The sequence below is a fragment of the Thalassoroseus pseudoceratinae genome (assembly GCF_011634775.1).
Classification (GTDB): Bacteria; Planctomycetota; Planctomycetia; order Planctomycetales; family Planctomycetaceae; genus Thalassoroseus; species Thalassoroseus pseudoceratinae.
The window spans coordinates 513963-533090 of the sequence record NZ_JAALXT010000006.1 but is presented as its reverse complement, the minus strand read 5'-3'; the positions used below and the strand labels follow the sequence as shown (position 1 = coordinate 533090).

Here is a 19128-nt window from a genome sequence, read left to right as displayed (position 1 = left end):
ACCACTCTTTTGCACTTTGATGGTCGCTTCCCTATAACAACACGTTCTGCGTTTGACCCATCGAGGAATGGAACCGATGACCGACACTTCCCAAGCTGCCCAAAATCCCCTGTTGGCTACTTCCGGATTGCCGAAGTATGACCAGATTGAGCCATCGCACATCGCTCCCGCGGCGGATCTTGTCCTGTCGGAAGCGGAGACGCGGTTGGGTGAGATTGAAAAGAATCTTCTGCCGACATGGGAAGGGTGCATCGAACCGCTGGATGCGAACAGCATTCGGTTTCAGTGGGCCCAAAGTCCGCTGGGGCATTTGCTCGGTGTGAAGAATTCGCCGGAACTTCGCGACGCCTGGGAAGCCGTTCGGCCGCGGTATGTCGAATACGGACTTCGACTCGGACAAAGCCAACCGGTTTACGAAGCGTTGCAAGCCATCCGCGATGGCGAGGAGTGGCACCAGCTCGACGGACCACAGCAACGAATTGTCGAGAGTGAATTGCGGGGCATGAAACTTTCCGGCATTGGCCTGGACGGTGCGAAACGCGAGCGGTTCAACGAAATCGCGAATGAGCTTTCTAAGTTGGCGACAGATTTTTCCAATCATGTTCTGGATTCCACAAAAGCATTCGCGCTGGTGTTAACACACCCCGAAGACGTGGAAGGCATGCCCGCCAGCGCTCTTGAAGCCGCCGCCGATTCGTTCAACAAGACGAAAGAAGACGCCCAAGCCGAGGCCACCGCCGAAGCTGGTCCATGGCGGTTCACGTTGGACATCCCCAGTTACATGCCCTTCATGAAGCATGCCCCGAAAAGCCAACTTCGCGAGCGGATGTACCGCGCTTTCATGACGCGAGCCTCCGAAGGTGACACCGACAACACACCACTGATCGACCAAATTCTGAAACTCCGTCGCGAACAAGCCGAACTGCTGGGTTTCAAGACGTATGCGGAAGTCAGCCTGTCCCGCAAGATGGCTCCCAGTGTCAGCGATGTGGAGCAGATGTTTGAAACGCTTTGCACCGCGTCCTACGAGCATGGCAAGAAAGAACTTGAGGAAGTTCGCGAGATCGCCAAGAAGAACGGGGTGAAAGACGAACTCAATCTCTGGGATATCCCGTATTGGTCCGAACGGCTTCGCGAGCAAAAATTCCAATTCACCGATGAGGAACTCCGGCCGTACTTCTCGCTCGAACGCGTGTTGGACGGGCTGTTTGAACTCTGTCACGACCTGTTCGGCATCACCGTGAAACCCGCTGACGGCGAAGCGCCGGTGTGGCATTCCGACGTGCGGTTCTTCCACATCAACAACGAAGACGGCGAACATATTGCGTCGTTCTATCTCGATCCGTATTCCCGCCCGGAGAACAAGCAGGGCGGGGCGTGGATGGATGTGTGTCTTGGTCGCCGTCGCGATCCCGTCACTGGCGAATTGCAACTTCCGGTCGCGCATCTCGTGTGCAACTCGACGCCGCCGGTCGGAGAGAAACCGAGCTTGATGACTTTCCGGGAAGTGGAAACGCTGTTCCACGAGTTCGGTCACGGTTTGCAGCACATGATGACCACCGTCGATTACAGCGACGCTGCCGGCATCAATGGGGTCGAGTGGGACGCGGTCGAATTGCCGAGCCAGTTCATGGAAAACTGGTGTTATCACAAACCGACACTCCTCGGCATGACGAAGCACTGGCAAACCGGTGAACCGTTGCCGGAGGAATTGTTCGAGAAGATTTGCCAAGCCCGCACGTTCCAAGCCGGTTTGTTCATGCTGCGGCAACTCAATCTCGGCATGACCGACATGCAGTTGCATCACCAGTACGACCCGAACAGCGACGAAACTGTGTTCGATGTGCAACACCGCGTCGCCGAAAAAACTTCGCTCATTCCACCACTGCCGGAAGATCGGTTCTTGTGTGCCTTCCAGCACATTTTCGCCGGTGGATACGCAGCCGGTTATTACAGCTACAAATGGGCGGAAGTCCTCAGTGCCGATGCCTTCAGTGCCTTCGAGGAAGCCGGTCTGGATAACGACGCCGCCATTCGTGAAACCGGTCGTCGCTTCCGAGACACCGTCCTTTCCAAAGGCGGCGGACAGCATCCGATGGACATCTTCAAAGAATTCCGCGGCCGCGAACCCAGCCCCGAACCGCTGCTGCGTCACAACGGCTTGGTTTAGCAGATCGAATCATAGCCGTGGCACCCGAGTCGAATTCAATAGGGCTCGTTGAGATGACGACATACACCGACATTGCCAAGATGATCGACCACGCTCTACTCAAGCCGTCATTGACGGCAGACGAGATGGAAGCGGGGATCGATTTGGCGTTGAAATACGATGTCGCCAGCGTCTGCATTCTGCCGTACTATCTGAAACGGTGTGCCGAGCGGTTGGCGGGGAGCACGGTGAAGGCATCGACCGTCATCGGTTTCCCGCTTGGTGGTCACACGACATCGGTGAAGGTGGCCGAAGCGGAACGAGCGATCAACGATGGTTGCGAAGAGTTGGACATGGTCGTCAACATCTCACAAGTCCTCAGTGGACGCTGGGATGACGTCCAAACCGAAATTCAAACCATCGTCGATCTCACTCACGCCGCCAATCAAAAAGTGAAAGTTATCTTCGAAAACTGTTACCTCGAAGACGACGACAAAATTCGACTTTGCGAAATTTGCAGCGAAGCGGGTGCGGATTGGGTCAAGACCTCGACCGGCTTTGGCAGTGGCGGGGCGACGGCGGACGACTTGAAACTCATGCGTCAACACGCCGCCGATCACGTGCAAGTCAAAGCTTCCGGCGGGATTCGCGATCTCGAAACCGTCCTCACCTTCCGCGAACTCGGCGTCACCCGTTGTGGAGCGAGTGGCACGAAAGCCATTCTAGACGAATGCCGCCAACGGTTTGGATCATGACACCCTTCCAAGAGTATGCCCACACTCGTTGGTTGCATGATTTCCCTCACTGGTCAGATCTTCGCGAAGATCTGAGCCCAAACGGTGAACCAGTCGATCCAAGCGAAGATTCTATTTTCGAAGTTCGCTACATCATTCCTTCGCCTGCGAATATAAACAATTGGTTGTATGTTGTTTTTACGGCGGACGACATCATTGTGAAATTTGCAGTTCCCGGGTCACACGAGCACTACGATCCCGGCCTATATGGATCACAGGATGGAAAGATTACAGAATCAGAACGATGGAACGATGCGTATACTGATGCAATGAACGAGTACATACGGCCCGTGACAAATGACGAACTTTTTATTGTTTCTTACGGTTGTGAATCAGTGCTAGTGAGTGACGTAAAAGTGTTTCTCGAACGGAATGGTATTTCGAAGTGCCAATATGAATCTTGGTCAAAACCACCTGTTGATCTCAATCTTGCAAACAAGCATTAATCGAGCTACCCCTTCAGAAACTCCGCGAAGGCTTTGTCGTTAACTTGGGCTTTCGTGCGAAAATAGATTTTCACGCTGTCGTGCCCGCGTGATCCGGTGATGATTTCGCGGTCGTGACCGAGTTCCACGACTTGGCCCAGTGTGACTGAGCCACTCGGAAAATAGATTTCTACATCGACGGCTTTCGGACGTTTCGTGTGGATTCGCACCCACGGCTGGCCGTCGCGACGGTAGTTGACGAGCATCTTGGTGGACCAATCCGGCTCGGCGTCGGGAGCGACTTTTTCGATGACATTGAAAAGTTCTTCCACGACTTCCGCTTTCCACATCACCTTGCCTTTGAGCATGCCCTTCCGCATCGTATGCCATCGCCGCCCGAGCACTTTCCACGGGGAAATCTCGTCCGGGCTGACTTTCTCGACCTCGGCGACGGTGAAGTATGCGTCGCACGCTTCGTCAAAGAACTCGCGAAACTCCGGCGTGTCGACTTCCTTCAGCCAGTGCACCGCTAACTGAATCTCCTGCCAAGGGCCTTTGAGATTCTTCACCTTCACACGTGGTTCCCGACCGTAGATCGGAAGTTCTTCAATGTCGTCCAATGGGGCGAGTTGCAACTTTTCTTGCAATTCAACTTGGCTGAACCGTCGCTTCTTGACACGGAATTTCAGCTTCACCAACCACTCCTCACCCGTCAACGCATGCAGAAACCACCCGCCTTGTTTCTCTTGGCCTTGGACCTCAACAATGCTGCGATGATTCCAGTTGATCGGTGCAAACCGCTCATCGGCTTCCAGCATGTCGGCCACGGTCGCCAACGCTGCCCCATCCCAGCGACACGGCGTGCCATTGTGACCGATTCGGTCTTGCGTATGCCATTGCCGCCCGTTGGTTTCCCAGGGCATCTTCGTGGATTGGCCGACGGCTTTGATATCCAAATCGCCATCGCGTTTCTTGCGGGCTTTCTTGGCGTTGAACACTTCGCGGTCGGCTCGTTTCCCGGTGGCCAGGATCGATTGCAATACGGTCCCTGTGTGTGAGGGATGCATCGAATTGCCCTTCGATGCACTGACGCGTTCCGCATAATCCGCGATATCTTCCGGCGTGCCTTGAGCGACGATAAACCCGCCGCCACGCCCAGCTTCCGGTCCAAGATCGACAATCCAATCCGCCGTTTTGATCACATCCAAATTATGCTCGATCACCACCACCGTATTGCCGAGTTCCACAAGGCTGTTCAATACCTTCAGCAGCTTCGCGATGTCATCGAAGTGCAAGCCGGTCGTTGGTTCATCGAGCACATACAGCGTGCGACCCGTGTTCGGGCGAGCCAACTCGGAGGCCAACTTCACCCGCTGAGCTTCCCCGCCGGAAAGCGTCGGAGCGGGTTGACCCAACGTCAGATAATCCAATCCGATCGCACACAACGTTTCCAGAAAACCGCGAATCTTGGGGATGTTCTCGAACACATCCCGAGCCTTGCTGATCGGCATTTCCAGCACGTCGGCAATTGTGTGGCCCCGATACGTGACCGCCAGCGTTTCCTGGTTGTAGCGTTTGCCTCGGCAAGTTTCGCATTCGACCCACACATCGGGAAGGAAATGCATTTCGATGCACTTTTGCCCGTTGCCTTCGCAGTCCTCGCAGCGTCCGCCTTTGCGATTGAAACTAAACCGGGCCGGCCGATATCCACGGACCTTCGCCTCGGGAAGTTGAGCGAACAAATTCCGAATCGGTTCGAAAACGCCGGTGTAAGTTGCTGGGTTCGATGCCGGTGTGTTCCCGAGCGGTTGCTGATCGACTGTGATGATCTTGTTGACCGCCTCCACGCCGCGAAGCTCGTTGAATGGAGCGGGTTGCGAGTTGGACCGATGCAGCAACCGGGAAAGTGCCTTGGCAAGCGTATCCTCGATCAACGTACTTTTGCCGGAACCGGACACCCCAGTCACGCAGGTGAACGTGCCCAAGGGAATCCGCAGATCGACGTTTCGCAAATTGTGATGCCGCGCTCCGAGGACCTCCAACCACCCGCCGCCCGGCGTTTCCTCGGTGTCCGTCGTCATGCGTCGGGTGCTGGGAATCGGAATGACTTTTTTGTCCGAAAGGTATTCTCCGGTCAACGTTTTGCGTTTCGCGATCTGTTTCGGCGTGCCCTCGCCAGTCACGCTTCCACCGTATCGACCGGCACCGGGGCCGAAATCGTAAAGCCGATCCGCAGCGTCGAGAACTTCACGATCATGTTCGACCAGCACCAACGTATTCCCCAGATCACGCAACTTCTGGAGGGCTCCGAGCAAACGTCCATTGTCTCGCGGGTGCAGTCCAATCGTTGGTTCATCTAGCACATACAGCACCCCCGTGAGTGCGCGACCAATTTGACCGGCCAACCGAATCCGTTGGGCCTCCCCACCCGAAAGTGTAGGCAGCGGTCGGGAAAGCGTGAGGTAATCCAAACCGACTTCGACCAGGAACGACAACCGACTGGTCGCTTCCGCCATCAAGTCTCCCGCGATCTTCTTTTCGGACTTGGAGAACTTTAACGACTCCAAGAAGTGCAATGCCTCGTCCAATGGTAAATCGCAGAGTTGTTGCAGCGTCTTGCCATTCAACCGCACGGCGGCGGCATCATCGCGGAGTCGGCTACCGTCACACGCCATGCAGGGAACTTCGCCGGTCATGTCGTGCAACATGGCCCGGTAGACGTACGAAACCCGCGATGCTTCTTCGATCGCCGGGTACAGCCCTTTGTACTGAAAGCGGAATGCAGGGCCGACGGTTTTCGAGTCCTTGAAAGAGAACCAACGGTCACCGCTGCCGTGCAACACAACCCGTTGATGCGACGGATCAAGCTGATTGAACGCGACATCCAGCGGAATCCCAAGTTCACCGGCCATTCCTTCCAACATGGCGGCGAACAGTTCACTCGTAGCCGGGTCGGGCCAAGCCGCGATGGCGGCTTCTTGGAGGGTCGCATGCGGATCAGAAATCAACGCCGCCAAGTTCGTCCCCTGTTGCGTGCCCAACCCCTCACAAGTCGGACACCAACCAAGATAACTATTGAAACTGAAATCATGCGGGGTGAGTTCCTCGAAACTTCGTCCACACGCACCGCATGCATACTGCAGACTAAACCGCTCGACAGTCCACTCCGGCTCCGGACGGTCTGCGTCGATCGTCGCCACGCGGATCGTTCCGAGCCCCATCTCGAATGCCGATTCCACGCTGTCCGCCACTCGGCCGCGTTTCTTGGAATCAATCGTGACGCGGTCCATGACCACATCAACTTCGTGCTTGCGTCGGCGATCCATCGCGGGAACGTCGTCGAGTTGATACGTCTCGCCGTTGATGCGAACCCGCCGCAGACCTTGGGCCTGCAATCGTTCCCATAATGCCTCGTACTTCTGCCCCACGCGAACTTCCTGCGGAGCCAGAATCAGCATCTTCGTCCCCGCCGGTGCCTGCATCAATTTGTCGATGACTTGATCGGTCGTCTGTGTTTCGATGGGAATTTGACAAGCCGGACAGTACGGGATTCCCAATCGGGCATAGAGAATGCGGAGATAGTCATAAATTTCTGTGACCGTTCCCACGGTCGATCGCGGCGTGTGCCCGGTGGTTTTTTGTTCGATTGCGATCGCCGGTGACAGCCCGTGAATGTGTTCAACCCGTGGCTTCGGCATTTGACCGAGAAACTGCCGAGCATAAGCCGAAAGGCTTTCGACATACCGTCGTTGTCCTTCCGCATAAAGTGTGTCCATCGCGAGCGAACTTTTGCCGCTACCACTTGGTCCGCAGAAGACGCTCATTTTGTCCCGCGGAATCGTGAGGTCGATATCTTGCAAGTTGTGTTGGGCAGCACCACGGACCACAATTTCCCGCGACGATCGTCCATCCGTCGATCCGTTGCTTCGCGCAGTGGATTGCCAACGGGAGGTGTTACCATTGGATCGAGGCAACTCCTTCAATCCCAGGAACGGACGAAGTGCTTGGCCGGTGAACGAGTCCTCACATTCGGCGATTACTTCGGGCGGTCCTTCGGCAACAATTCGTCCTCCGCCTTCGCCGCCTTCGGGACCTAAGTCGATGACCCAATCGGCCGTCTTGACCACATCGAGATTGTGTTCGACCACGAGCACCGTGTTCCCGGCATCGGCGAAGTCGTGGAGCACTTTGAGCAGCATCTCGATGTCTGCAAAGTGTAGTCCGGTTGTCGGCTCATCAAGTAGATATAACGTCTGCCCAGTCGATCGCTTCCCAAGCTCACGTGCTAGCTTGATCCGTTGAGCCTCTCCGCCCGACAGAGTCGGTGACGGTTGCCCGAGCTTAAGATAGTCGAGCCCGACATCGTGCAACGTCTGTAGAAGCCGTGCAATCTTCGGGTGATTCTCAAAGTGCGATAGAGCTGCCTGAATATCAAGATCAAGAACATCCGAGATACTCAAACCCTTGTAACGAACCTCAAGGGTCTCTTTGTTGAATCGTCGTCCATTGCAAACTTCGCACGTCACCCAAACATCAGCCAAGAAGTCCATTTCAAGTTTGCGGGAACCGTAACCTTCACAAGCTTCACATCGGCCACTCGGGGTGTTGAAGCTAAATCGGCCTGGCTTATAGCCTCGAATTCGGGATTCGGGGAGCTGTGTATAAAGACTACGAATCTCGTCTAGCAATTTGACATACGTGGCGGGATTCGAACGCGGTGTGCGACCAATTGGTGATTGATCGATATCAATGGCTTTATCCAGATGTTTCAAGCCATCGACACTCGTGTATTTACCAGGTGCGCCGTTGCCTTTGTTGAGATCACGGTTAAGAACTTGCCAGAGAATGTCGTTTGTTAGTGAGCTTTTTCCGCTACCACTCACACCGGTGACACAAATAAAAGTTCCTAGTGGAAAGCGAACATCGACTTCCTTGAGGTTGTTGTGAGCGGCTCCTTGAATTGTTAGCCATTGATCTGTCGGCTGACGGCGTTCGTTAGGAATTTCGATCTGTCGTTTACCGGAGAGGAACTGCCCGGTAACGCTTTTGCGGGACTTCTTGACTTTCGTAAGCGAGCCTTCCGCAACTACGTTTCCGCCACGAATTCCCGGCCCTGGGCCAAAATCGATGATATGGTCCGCCGCCCGCATGGTGTCTTCATCGTGTTCGACAACAATCACCGTGTTGCCTTGATCACGCAAGTCTTGCAGGCTTTCTAGTAACATCACATTGTCACGAGGATGCAGGCCGATTGAGGGTTCATCGAGAATATAAACCACACCCACAAGTCCACATCCGATCTGTCCGGCTAGTCGAATGCGTTGTGTTTCACCACCAGAAAGGGTGGGGGCGGTGCGGTCAAGTGCGAGGTAGTCGAGACCACATCGCAAAAGGAACCCGAGTCGGCCTCGGATTTCTTTGATCGCTTCCTCGGCGATTGAAGCCGCGACGGGATCGAGTTCTAGACCTTCAAAAAATGCGGCTGCGTTTGCGATGCTTAACCGACAAACATCAGGCAAGGACAGAGATGGTTGAATGTTCGAGTTGGACTCTTGTGCGAGTTGAGTAAACTCAGGATTCGAAGTCGTGATTAGGACGTGTCTTGCTTGAGCATTCAGTCTCGCACCGTGGCAAGTTGTGCATGCCGAAAAGTCCATATACTTTTCGAGTTGCTTGCGACGCATCGGATTGCGAGCCTTGCGATAGGCGTCTAGCAATTCGGAAATATAACCCTCCCAGACGCCACCATGTTTCCAGATGCCGCCACGATGTCGCCAACTGAATGTGATGTTACGGCCGGGCATGCCGTTGAGGAACATCTCTTGGGCTTCTTGCGGGAGTTCCGACCATTTGGTTTTGAGAAATGAACCACTCTTGAGATCGAGGTCCGTTTCAATCGCAGTCGCCACACCTTTGATAATGTGTTTCCGCCAACGGCCAACCTCGGAGAGTTTTCCGAGTAACGTAAACGCGCCTTTTTGGATGGAGAGATTATCGTCGGGAACTAGCAATTCGGGAACAAAGTCGTGTCGCATGCCGAGACCGTTACAGTCGAGGCACATTCCGAGCGGACTGTTGAAACTAAAAAGTTGCGGGCTGGGGAGTTCGTAACTCGTGCCACAACCGGCACAACTATAGTCAATGCTGTAGAGTCGTTCGGTGTCGCTGATGGACCCACGCAGCGGCATCGCATCTTCGGGCAAGTCTGTTTCATCCGGAGCCGGGCGTTTGGTGTCATCGGCCGTGCTGACGAGCAGGGTACCGCCGGAGAGTTTGAGGGCGTTCTCGATCGCTTCCGCAACGCGGGCGCGGCTGCTTTTTCCTGCCGTGAGACGGTCGATCACGACTTCGATCGAGTGCCGCATTTGCCGATCCAAGCCGAGATCCTGCGTGAGTTGTACGATCTCCCCATCGACGCGGGCACGCAGAAAACCTTGTTTGAGCAGGTCTTCAAAAAGGTCTTTGAATTCCCCTTTCTGTTGGCGAACGATGGGCGCGAGAACCTGATACTTAGTTCCGTTCGGCAATCGGAGGATGTTTTCGAGGATGGCTTCACCGGTTTGCGCGGTGATCAGCTGGCCACAATTGGGGCAGTGACCTTGTCCGACTCGGGCGAATAGAACGCGGAGATAATCATAAATCTCGGTAATCGTGCCTACGGTGCTGCGTGGGTTTCGGCTGGAGGTTTTCTGTTGAATGGAGATCGACGGAGCCAAACCCGCGACGGTATCGACTTCGGGTTTCGGCATTTGACCAAGAAATTGCCTCGCGTAGGACGAGAGACTTTCCACGTATCGGCGTTGACCTTCGGCGTAGAGTGTGTCGAACGCCAGCGAACTTTTGCCGCTGCCGCTGACACCGGTCATACAGATCAGTTTTCCGCGTGGCAGCGTGAGATCGATATTGCGGAGGTTATGCTCACGGGCACCGCGGATGATGATATCGGATTGAGCCATTGAGGAAGTCGCTTGCATGGAAGGACGGCAAATCGAGCAGATCGGGTCAATTTTAGGCAGCCCGTCATCCGGGCGACAACTGAACAGCAACCCGTGAGGGATCGGCCCGTTTTATGGTTTCAATCTGATCTGTTAAGGAAAGATCTCGAAATCTGGCCTGTTCCGACTTCTTCTGGCCGGTATTATGGGCGCGTCGGGAACGGTTCCCGAGTTCCTCTGGATTTCCTAACCCTCAACCCGAATTTTTCGCGAACTTGTGTCTCGCGAACGCTCTCCCTCCTGCAAAAGTGCCTCGCACACCTTCCGAATGGCCATGAGCCAATCACGAGACGTCATGACGACCGAAACTGCCTCACCCGAAAGAATACAACAAGTAAACTCCTCCAGGGATTCGATTTACGACAAGATCTTCTGGTTGACCTACGCTGCGAACGTATCGTTGGTCGCTGCGAACGCACTGACGTTTCGATTCGCCGATTTCGTTAAATTCCTCGGTGGAACCGAAGAAACGACGGGTGCGATTGCCGGTACCGCATTGCTGGGAGCCTTGGCAGCTCGCTGGATGCTCGGACAGGGGATCGACCGCTACGGAACTCGAATTCTTTGGCGTCTCGGAAGTGTCCTGTTCATTGCCAGCATGAGTTTGTTCGTTGTGGTCGATCGGCTCGATGCGTGGATTTACGTGGCTCGCACCGGCTACGCGGTCGGAATCTCCATGATGTTCACGTGCTCGATGGTGCATGCGCAGAATCGCGTTCCGGCAGCACGGCGGACGGAGGTCATCGGCAATCTCGGCAGCAGCGGGTTTGTGGGAATGATTTGCGGTGCCCAGTTGGGCGATTTAATTTTGGCGTTGGTGGAATCAGGACGGATGCAGTACGTCGTGCTATTCGGAACGACGGTGTTGCTCTCGACCGTTTATCTCGGTTTGGTCATTACGATCACGCGACGTGATGTTCACGATCGACCTCACGAAACGCCGGCGGCTCACTCTTTACTGCTGCGATATTGGCCAGGGCCGGTTGTGCTTGTGGCGATGATGATGGGAACCGCTCTCACCGTGACCACGGTGTTCCTAACGCGGTACGTCAATCACTTGGGATTGTCGCATGGCTTCGGAGCATTCTTCACGGGTTATGCCATCTCTGCCTTTTCGTTTCGGCTTTTGGCGTCGAAGTGGAGTCGTTCTATCGGTCGGCACCGCATGATTTTGTTCGGCTTATGCGGTCACGCGCTTGGCTTTGCGATTTTGCCCTACATGACTCGGGATTGGATGTTCCTGATCCCGGCGACATCGTGTGGGTTTGGTCATGCGTTGCTGTTTCCGGCGGTGGTTTCGCTCGGAGCAGGGGCGTTTCCGAAGCAGTATCGTGGAACAGGAACGACAATCACACTGGGCTTTTTCGACCTGGGAATGGCGTTGTCGGCTCCGTTTTTGGGGCGGGTGATCGATCAATTCGATGGAGTCGGTTTCACGCCGATGTTCTACACGGCGATGGGGATGATGTTAATTGTGGCCACGTTCTATACCCTGACGGCGGGGCGTCATCCCGATGTCGATGCCGTGGGGGAAACCGAAGAACAGGTTCATCCACGGGGCTTGCCCCGAGTGGAAACAGCACCGCATCCGGCCCCGCGACCCGAACCCGTGCCCGCCTTGTGTTCTGCTCACCATGACGATTGACGCCGAATCAATAAAAGATCCCCGATCGAGTGACAACCGTTGCCACATGCGACCGGGGATCCGTCGGCGGGTTTCAGGTGAATTCTTGGTTCAGAGCCGTTCTCAGAGTTTCATCGCGGCAACTGTTCCGTGACGGCCGGAAAGCAAAGCCTTTTGGCATTCACCACGGGCTCTGATTCGGTCTATCGATACCAACCGTAGCCGGAGTAATATTGACTCCCGGAATGTGGGTACGGCTGTTGGTAGCCACCATAGTTGCTCTGGTAGTTGTAACCACCGTAGTAATTGTTGTTCTGATAACCCGAGTTGCCGTAATGGGCGGGGTACCGTGAGTTGTAGGGCTGTGGATAGGGGTTGGTGTAACAACCGCCGTAGTTGACTTGGGGAGTGTAATACGAGTTGTACGCCGAGTAGCCCGTGTTCGTGTATCCGGTGTTGAAGAAACTCGTCTTCACTTCGCGTCTGTGGTCGGCTCCGTGTTTGTGATCGGCTTGAGCGGCGTCGGTTGCGAGGCCAGCGGTTCCGAGTCCGACAACAGCCATGGCGATGAAATGTTTCATTGATCAATCCTTAAGAGGGGGTTTTCTGGGTCATCGATCTGGCTGCGTTGTTCGCAACCTGACACCCTAGGAATGGTCAACTTCGCGCGCCATCCGACAGACAGCGAAGTATTTTTTTCGCGGCCCATCAACAAAAAAAGCCACCGGGCATTCACCCGATGGCTTTGATTTTTCGTTCGTGTTCAAATGCGGGATTGATCCCAGCCGACATTTGCCGAGCGATCGGTTAGTCGGAATCGGTACGGAATGGCGATGCCGGCAGACCGTCTTTGTTCATCAGGTTCGGTTCGGCGAGCTTGTGGAAACCAAAGCGGACCGATTTCGGCGCTTTGACTTCATCACTCCAAACGACGACCGTGTCGCCGTCGATTTTTGCCTGTGCGTCGACGAATCCGCCATCTTCACCGGCGATTTGGAACCAGGTGAGTTCTTCGCCGTCTCGACTGGCCAAGCCGCTGCCGACATGATCGAACATCACGCGGATTTTGCCGTCTTCCACCTTCGAGGATTTGTAGAGCGGACCGGAGTAAACCAGATCATCTTGGCCGTAAGTTGTGGCGAGAGCCCACAACGCGAGGCGTTTGCCGACATCTTGTTTGTTTTTGGGGTGAATGTCTTTCAGGTTGGCGATGTCCGTGGTGACGGCCATACCCGTGTGCGGAATTTTGAGCGATTCCGTCTGAGCTTCCCAGGCTTTCGCAAGAATGGTGGGGTCTTCGGTGCCGTATTGGTAAGGGGCCAACTGCACGAAGAGGAATGGCATTTCGGAATTGTGGAAGACTTCCCGCCAACCCTTGATGAGGGCTTCCATCTTGTCCCGGTAAAGAGCACCTTCACGGTGATTCGATTCGCCTTGGTACCAAATTGCTCCTTGGAGAGCGAACGGCACGAACCCTTTGATCATACCGTTATACAGCATCGTTGGGTCTTGATGACTGTATTTGCCTTTGGGATCGCGGTCTTGGACCTTCTTGGCGATTGGTTGGGTTTTCTCGACGGCTTCAAAACCGACGACCGGCGTCCACGGTTCGATCCGCGTTCCACCCCATGACGACGAAATCAAGCCGATTGGTACATCGAGTTCTTTGTGCAAGTGACGACCGAAGAAGTAGCCGACCGCCGTGAAATTTGGAATGGTTTTCGGCGAGCAGACTTCCCATTTGGCTTCGATATCGTCGATCGGAGTGGCGGACGGTCGTCGGGGCACGTTGAAAAGCCGAATCTTCGGGTAGTTCGCCGCTGCGATTTCCTCCTTCGGATTGTTCGATCGCGAAACGGACCATGCCATGTTGGACTGTCCCGAGCACAACCAAACTTCGCCGACGAGAATATCGGTCAAGCCGATCGGTTCCGACTTGGAACCCTTCACCGTAATTTCATGGGGACCACCGGCTTTTTGCGCGGGCAGCGAGACTTTCCACTTGCCATCATCGTCCGCGGTCGCTTCGGCGGTTTGGTCGCCGAGTGACACTTGAACCTTCTCACCCGGATCGGCCCAACCCCACACCGGCAATTTCACATCGCGTTGCAACACCATGTGACTGCTGAAAATCTTCGGCAATCGCACTTCCGCTTGAGCCGAAACGCTCACCGCACTCACCAACGCCAAACCCGCTAGCACCGTTCGAAGGTGCCCATTCACACGCTGCATGGTTTCTCCTCATTCCAAAAATTGTGAAACTGTACTGACTCGGGTAACTGGCCAATCAGCATACTCCTCGGGCGAACAAGCATCAACGAAGGCTAATTGATGACCGACAGCGGCATTGACGCAGGCGGGGGAGCCGATACCATGTCGCGGCGGACTGATCGAATGTTGCGACCAAGAAGGAACTACGAATGAGTGCGATTCTCGTCACCGGTGGTGCCGGTTTTTTGGGAAGTCATCTTTGCGATCGGCTGATCGAACGCGGCGACGACGTGATCTGCGTCGATAACTTCTTCACGGGACGCAAACAAAACATCCAACACCTGATCGGTCATCCGCAATTCGAGCTGGTTCGGCACGACATTGTGCACCCGCTGTATTTGGAATGCGATCAGATTTACAACCTGGCGTGTCCCGCGTCGCCGGTGGCGTATCAGTACAATGCGATCAAGACGATCAAAACCAGCACCGTCGGCATGGTGAACGTCTTAGGTTTGGCGAAACGGTGTCGAGCGCGAATCTTGCACGCCTCCACCAGTGAAGTTTACGGCGACCCGGAAGTTCATCCGCAAACCGAAGATTATTGGGGCCACGTCAATCCGCTGGGGCCGCGAAGTTGTTACGACGAGGGCAAGCGTGTCGCCGAGAGTTTGTGCATGAACTACCATCTCGCGCACGACCTGGAAGTTCGCCTCATTCGTATCTTCAACACCTACGGTCCGCGGATGGACCCGAACGACGGCCGTGTGATTTCCAATTTCATCACGCAAGCCCTGCGGGGCGAACCGCTCACGATTTACGGTGACGGCAGCCAAACGCGATCGTTCTGTTACGTGGATGATCTCATCGCGGGCATGATGAAGCTGATGGACAACGACGAACACACCGGGCCATTTAACATCGGCAACCCAGTCGAGAATTCGATGTTGGAACTCGCCGAGAAAGTGTTGGCGGAAACACAGTCGAAGAGCGAGCTGAAGAATCTCGAACTCCCCGCCGACGACCCGAAACAACGCTGTCCGAATATCGAAAAAGCCCGCACGCTCTTGGGATGGGAACCAAAAGTTCCGCTCGAAACGGGACTGAAGAGCACGGTTGCATACTATCGGGAACAGCTCGGCGTGTGAGGTGTGAGGCGAGAAAAATACAACGCCACGCGCCGCACATCCGTCAAGACGCAGCGCGTCGATTCCCCGCCGCATGTGGGTGGGCGAGTTCGTAGGTTTCCCGCAGACGTCGCGTGCTGACGTGGGTGTAAATTTGCGTGGTTGTCAGGCTTTTGTGCCCGAGAAGTTCTTGAACGCTGCGTAAGTCCGCTCCGCCATCGAGCAAGTGCGTGGCAAAACTGTGACGCAGCGTGTGCGGCGAGGTCAGTTGGTTCAGACCGGTTTGCAGCAGATACTTGTCGAGCATGCGTCGCACGCTTCGGTCGGAGAGTCGTTTGCCGAAGCGGTTGAGGAACAACGCATCTTGCTCCGCCGGCGGCAAACTCGCTGCCGGTTCGCGGACTTCCAAATACCGATCCAACGCCCGAGCCGCGTAACTTCCGATCGGTGCAACACGCTCTTTGCGACCTTTCCCGAGGACTCGCAGCACGTCGGCATCGCGGTCCCAGTTGGAAACATTGAGCGAGACCAACTCGCTCACACGCAAACCGGCGGAATAGGTCGTTTCCAGAATCGCCCGGTCGCGAAGACCATCGGGCGTGTTGGCCGATGGGGCATCTAACAGCTGCCCGACTTGTTCGGTCGTCAGAAAGTGAGGCAGTTTCCGACCGGCTCGCGGCGTTCGCAACGCTTTGGCGGGGTTTGTATCGCACAGCCCTTCACGGACGCAGAACGCAAAGAAACTCCGCAGACATGCCAATCGTCGAGCCACCGTGCTCCGTGCATATTGACACTCGTGCAGAAACGTCACGTAGGTCCGCAGCAATTGCGTCGTGACTTCCGCTGGGGGATAGAGTTGGCCTTGGTATTCCTCGAAGAACTCGCACAGGCTCCGCAGGTCATCCGTGTACGATTTGACCGTCAACGCGGAGGAATTCCGCTCGATTCGCAAGTACCGCGCGAACAGGTCGATCGCTTCATCCATAGTGCAGATGGAGGGGTAAGGCGTGGAGAGTGAGACGATTCGAAATGGAATCACGTGGAGACACAAGGCATTCAACGCCCGATTCCAGACGCCTCACTTCAGGAATCACTCGGCATATGGGCCGGCGTTGGCTTCCGCTTCGCGTTCCTGCCGGAGCCGTCGCACTTTTTGGCTGAGGATGGCGGCGTCGTACCAGGTGAAGCTCAGTTCGTGATCCGCGGCGCATTTGCCAAGTTGTTGCAGCACCGTGGAATGGCTCTCATCGTCGTAGAGAAACACATAGCGTTCCGATTCCTTCACGAGCGCCAATACGTTCATACCTTGCTGCATTGTCTTCGGCCTTCCTGGGCGACAACCGCTGATGTAATGGTTCACTGGGGTTATCGACCAAGTTTGCCACGAACCGTTGCCGAATTTCTGCCGGAACGAACAGACGGAACCGAGTTGCCGTCGCGAGTGGTGCGATCCGTGCAATCGTTCCGATCAGAATTTCAAGATCACCGTTGCTTTCGATGGGCAAATACGACGCGTCGACGGGTTTCACCGCCGTGGAGCATCAGCATTTCGTCGATCATCAATCGAGCGGTGAATTGCAGAAAGTCGTCGCTGCGGTGCAAATACGCTTCCCAACCGCCGCTGCGTAAATCGCCATTGAGTTCGACATAATCTCGCAACGCCGCCGTCAGAGCGGAGTCGGCTCCGTCGAAAATCCGCGAATAGGACATCAACGGACGCGTCGGGTCAACCGGCGTCACTGGTGTTTCGTCCCAAACAACAATTTCGTCCGGCGATTGCCCACGGATCACATCCTCGGTGCAGGATTCCACCGGAGACTGCGGTGTGTCGGGACTTTGTGGTCCTTCGCAGAGATCCCGATGCCGCCCAAACCGTCGTCCCGGTTTCTTAGGACCGTCGCAGGAACCGTCTGGCAACGCGGGCAGAACGATCGTCGGTGGAAAAATGGGAGCACGGGCACGCGGATCGGTCGGCAAGCCCGGCGAGAAGTTCCACTCGTACGGCGAATACCATGCCACCCGCAAACCGACACGTGGGGGATAATACGGATCGTATGCGGTGATCGCACCGACAACGATGGCATCCACGTCCAGAATTTTCGCCAGCTTCAAGGCATCGCCGGGATTATTCAGATTCAGACCGTGATCTTGCATCGCCGCATCGGCAACCCCGACCGGTACAACCTCAAAACCCGGTGTACGTTGAAGTTCCGTGAAATACGCTTCGGCAAAGCGATGCCCGTCCGCCGCCGGTTCCATGCTGAGATTGAAGAACGGAACAACCGCGACCCGTGATAAACCGGGAATCGGGTTCGATACACCGACTTCGACCGTCGAGCAACCGACGAACGCGAACGCCAAGATCATGCAACAAGCGGACCGAATCACAGCACCCCCCGATGAGCCAATTCTCCGTATCAGAAGAATCGGCATAATCGGTCGGAGTTCTGTAGTCAGAACCGTGGAGCGGTGACGTCTGCGATCGTAATTTCCGTCTCACCTTTTGTCATCTAAGCCAAAAGACTCGAAAAAGCTCTCGTAGAATTCTCGTTCGTCTTCGTCCTGAGATGCTTGCAGCTTCTCGTCAATGACTTCTCGGAGAGCGTTGAGTTCCAATGGTGTTGCCCGTGCGAGTTCCGCGGCGATTTGTTCAAGAACACCGACCGCAGAATCAGGATCGACAACGTCATCACTCGACAAATCGAGAAAGGCTGCCACTTCAACCAGTGCTTTTGCCAATTGTTGCATCGACAGCCATTCCCCCATTCACGCAGCTTACGGGCGTCCCGCATAGATCAAGACGCGGGGGCCGTTGCGTTCGTCGCGGTGTTCGGCGACATCAACATTCGTGAAGCCACACTCTTTGAGCAATCGCTGTAAATCTTCCAGGTGCAACCACTTGGCGTGATCGAGCATACCGGCGAACGGGGCATCGCGGCCGTGTTCGCGGTAACGGAAGTAGCGATAGCCTTCGTATTCGTCGAGTTCTTTGTCTTCCGGGGCGACGTGGGTATCGAGCATGACCATCTTCTTGGTCTGCGAGAGATACTCCCGCAAGTGCCCGACCGGATCACTCAAGTGATAGAGCACACCGACATGATGCAGCACATCGCATTCGGCAGAGAACCGCGTCGGCAAACCCTCTTCCAAGTCGTGGAGTTCGACTTGAACGTTCTTTTGGTTGAACGCCCAGCAGCGGACCATTGTTTTCACGCAGTGTTCGATTCGCGAATCGACAGCCACGACGTGCTTGGCTCGCTCACAAAGAGCAACGGTGTGCAGACCTTCGAAACAACCGACTTCAACAACGGTTGAGTCGGTGAGATCAACGCGTTCCGCCAGACTGACGATACGATGATCCGGCATTTCCGCCGGAATGATGCGTTTCTTTTTATTGTGCCGATTGCCGAACCGTCGCCCGTGCGAGTCGACTGTCCAGGCACTCCAAGGCAACAACTTGTTGAGGCGTTGAAGTTCGTCATCGGAGAGCGGGTCGACTTGATGAATCGCCACGCGTCCTTCTTCATGGCCGTCGAACTGAAATTCTTCTTCGACTGGTTCCGGTTCGGGTTCCGGCTTGGTCTCGGCTGGTGTTTCCGCAGCCAATGCCGTCGCCAAATCCTGAGCGGATTTGTCCAACTTCTCCTCGACTGCGGTCGCTAACCCTGAATCCGAGCTTTTTCCAAAGCGACGAAGCAAACTCTTCATACCACCAGCCCCACCATCCATGTGGCCAAAAATTCAAGATGTCCGTACGATAGCGAACCTGTAATGAAAAAGAAAAAACGTGTAAACCCCGATTTTCG

13 protein-coding genes are annotated in these 19128 nt (G+C 55.2%); 5 read left to right on the top strand and 8 right to left on the bottom strand.

From position 1 onward, the window contains the following. Positions 1–76 precede the first annotated feature (76 nt). Genes G6R38_RS22665 through G6R38_RS22655 form a run of 3 tightly spaced genes read left to right on the top strand, consistent with a single transcriptional unit; the run spans position 77 to position 3389 of the window. Complete coding sequence (locus tag G6R38_RS22665) at positions 77–2170, top strand: M3 family metallopeptidase (protein ID WP_166831041.1); 2094 nt, start codon at positions 77–79, stop codon at positions 2168–2170. A 53-nt stretch (positions 2171–2223) separates the two neighbouring features. Next, entirely contained in the window at positions 2224–2904 is a 681-nt protein-coding gene (gene deoC / locus G6R38_RS22660; protein ID WP_166831040.1) for a deoxyribose-phosphate aldolase, read from the top strand. Next, positions 2901–3389: a hypothetical protein gene (locus G6R38_RS22655; protein ID WP_166831039.1), complete on the top strand. Its 489-nt coding sequence runs from the start codon at positions 2901–2903 to the stop codon at positions 3387–3389. The genes deoC and G6R38_RS22655 overlap by 4 nt, the downstream gene beginning before the upstream one ends. Positions 3390–3394: 5 nt before the next feature. Here the strand turns inward: G6R38_RS22655 and uvrA are convergent, their stop codons facing one another. Next, positions 3395–10324, bottom strand: a complete 6930-nt coding sequence (gene uvrA, locus G6R38_RS22650) for an excinuclease ABC subunit UvrA (RefSeq protein ID WP_166831038.1) — start codon at positions 10322–10324, stop codon at positions 3395–3397. 334 nt (positions 10325–10658) lie between these two features. Between uvrA and G6R38_RS22645 the strand changes: the two genes are divergently transcribed. Further along, on the top strand, positions 10659–12008 hold the full coding sequence (locus G6R38_RS22645) for an MFS transporter (RefSeq protein ID WP_166831037.1): 1350 nt from the start codon (positions 10659–10661) through the stop codon (positions 12006–12008). Between the two features lie 182 nt (positions 12009–12190). On the opposite strand, the gene G6R38_RS22640 is transcribed toward G6R38_RS22645, so the two are convergent. Together G6R38_RS22640 and G6R38_RS22635 are read right to left on the bottom strand one after the other, a co-directional pair. Continuing rightward, positions 12191–12568, bottom strand: coding sequence for a hypothetical protein (locus tag G6R38_RS22640; RefSeq protein WP_166831036.1), 378 nt, complete (start codon positions 12566–12568; stop codon positions 12191–12193). Positions 12569–12794: 226 nt separating this feature from the next. Then, on the bottom strand, positions 12795–14219 hold the full coding sequence (locus G6R38_RS22635) for a sialate O-acetylesterase (RefSeq protein WP_166831035.1): 1425 nt from the start codon (positions 14217–14219) through the stop codon (positions 12795–12797). A 188-nt stretch (positions 14220–14407) separates the two neighbouring features. On the opposite strand from G6R38_RS22635, the gene G6R38_RS22630 reads away from it, so the two are divergent. Further along, a complete protein-coding gene (locus G6R38_RS22630; RefSeq protein ID WP_166831034.1) occupies positions 14408–15343 on the top strand; it encodes a UDP-glucuronic acid decarboxylase family protein in 936 nt (311 codons plus the stop codon). 43 nt (positions 15344–15386) lie between these two features. Here the strand turns inward: G6R38_RS22630 and xerC are convergent, their stop codons facing one another. The 5 genes from xerC to G6R38_RS22605 form a co-directional block, all read right to left on the bottom strand. After that, positions 15387–16307: a tyrosine recombinase XerC gene (gene xerC / locus G6R38_RS22625; RefSeq protein WP_166831089.1), complete on the bottom strand. Its 921-nt coding sequence runs from the start codon at positions 16305–16307 to the stop codon at positions 15387–15389. Between the two features lie 105 nt (positions 16308–16412). Next, positions 16413–16637, bottom strand: coding sequence for a hypothetical protein (locus G6R38_RS22620; protein ID WP_240928335.1), 225 nt, complete (start codon positions 16635–16637; stop codon positions 16413–16415). A gap of 167 nt (positions 16638–16804) precedes the next feature. Next, on the bottom strand, positions 16805–17710 hold the full coding sequence (locus G6R38_RS22615; RefSeq protein ID WP_166831033.1) for a hypothetical protein: 906 nt from the start codon (positions 17708–17710) through the stop codon (positions 16805–16807). Positions 17711–17818: 108 nt separating this feature from the next. Then, positions 17819–18070: a hypothetical protein gene (locus G6R38_RS22610; RefSeq protein WP_166831032.1), complete on the bottom strand. Its 252-nt coding sequence runs from the start codon at positions 18068–18070 to the stop codon at positions 17819–17821. Positions 18071–18097: 27 nt separating this feature from the next. Beyond that, positions 18098–19030 carry a class I SAM-dependent methyltransferase gene (locus G6R38_RS22605; protein WP_166831031.1) on the bottom strand — a complete coding sequence of 311 codons (933 nt, stop codon included), beginning with the start codon at positions 19028–19030 and terminating at the stop codon, positions 18098–18100. Positions 19031–19128 lie beyond the last annotated feature (98 nt).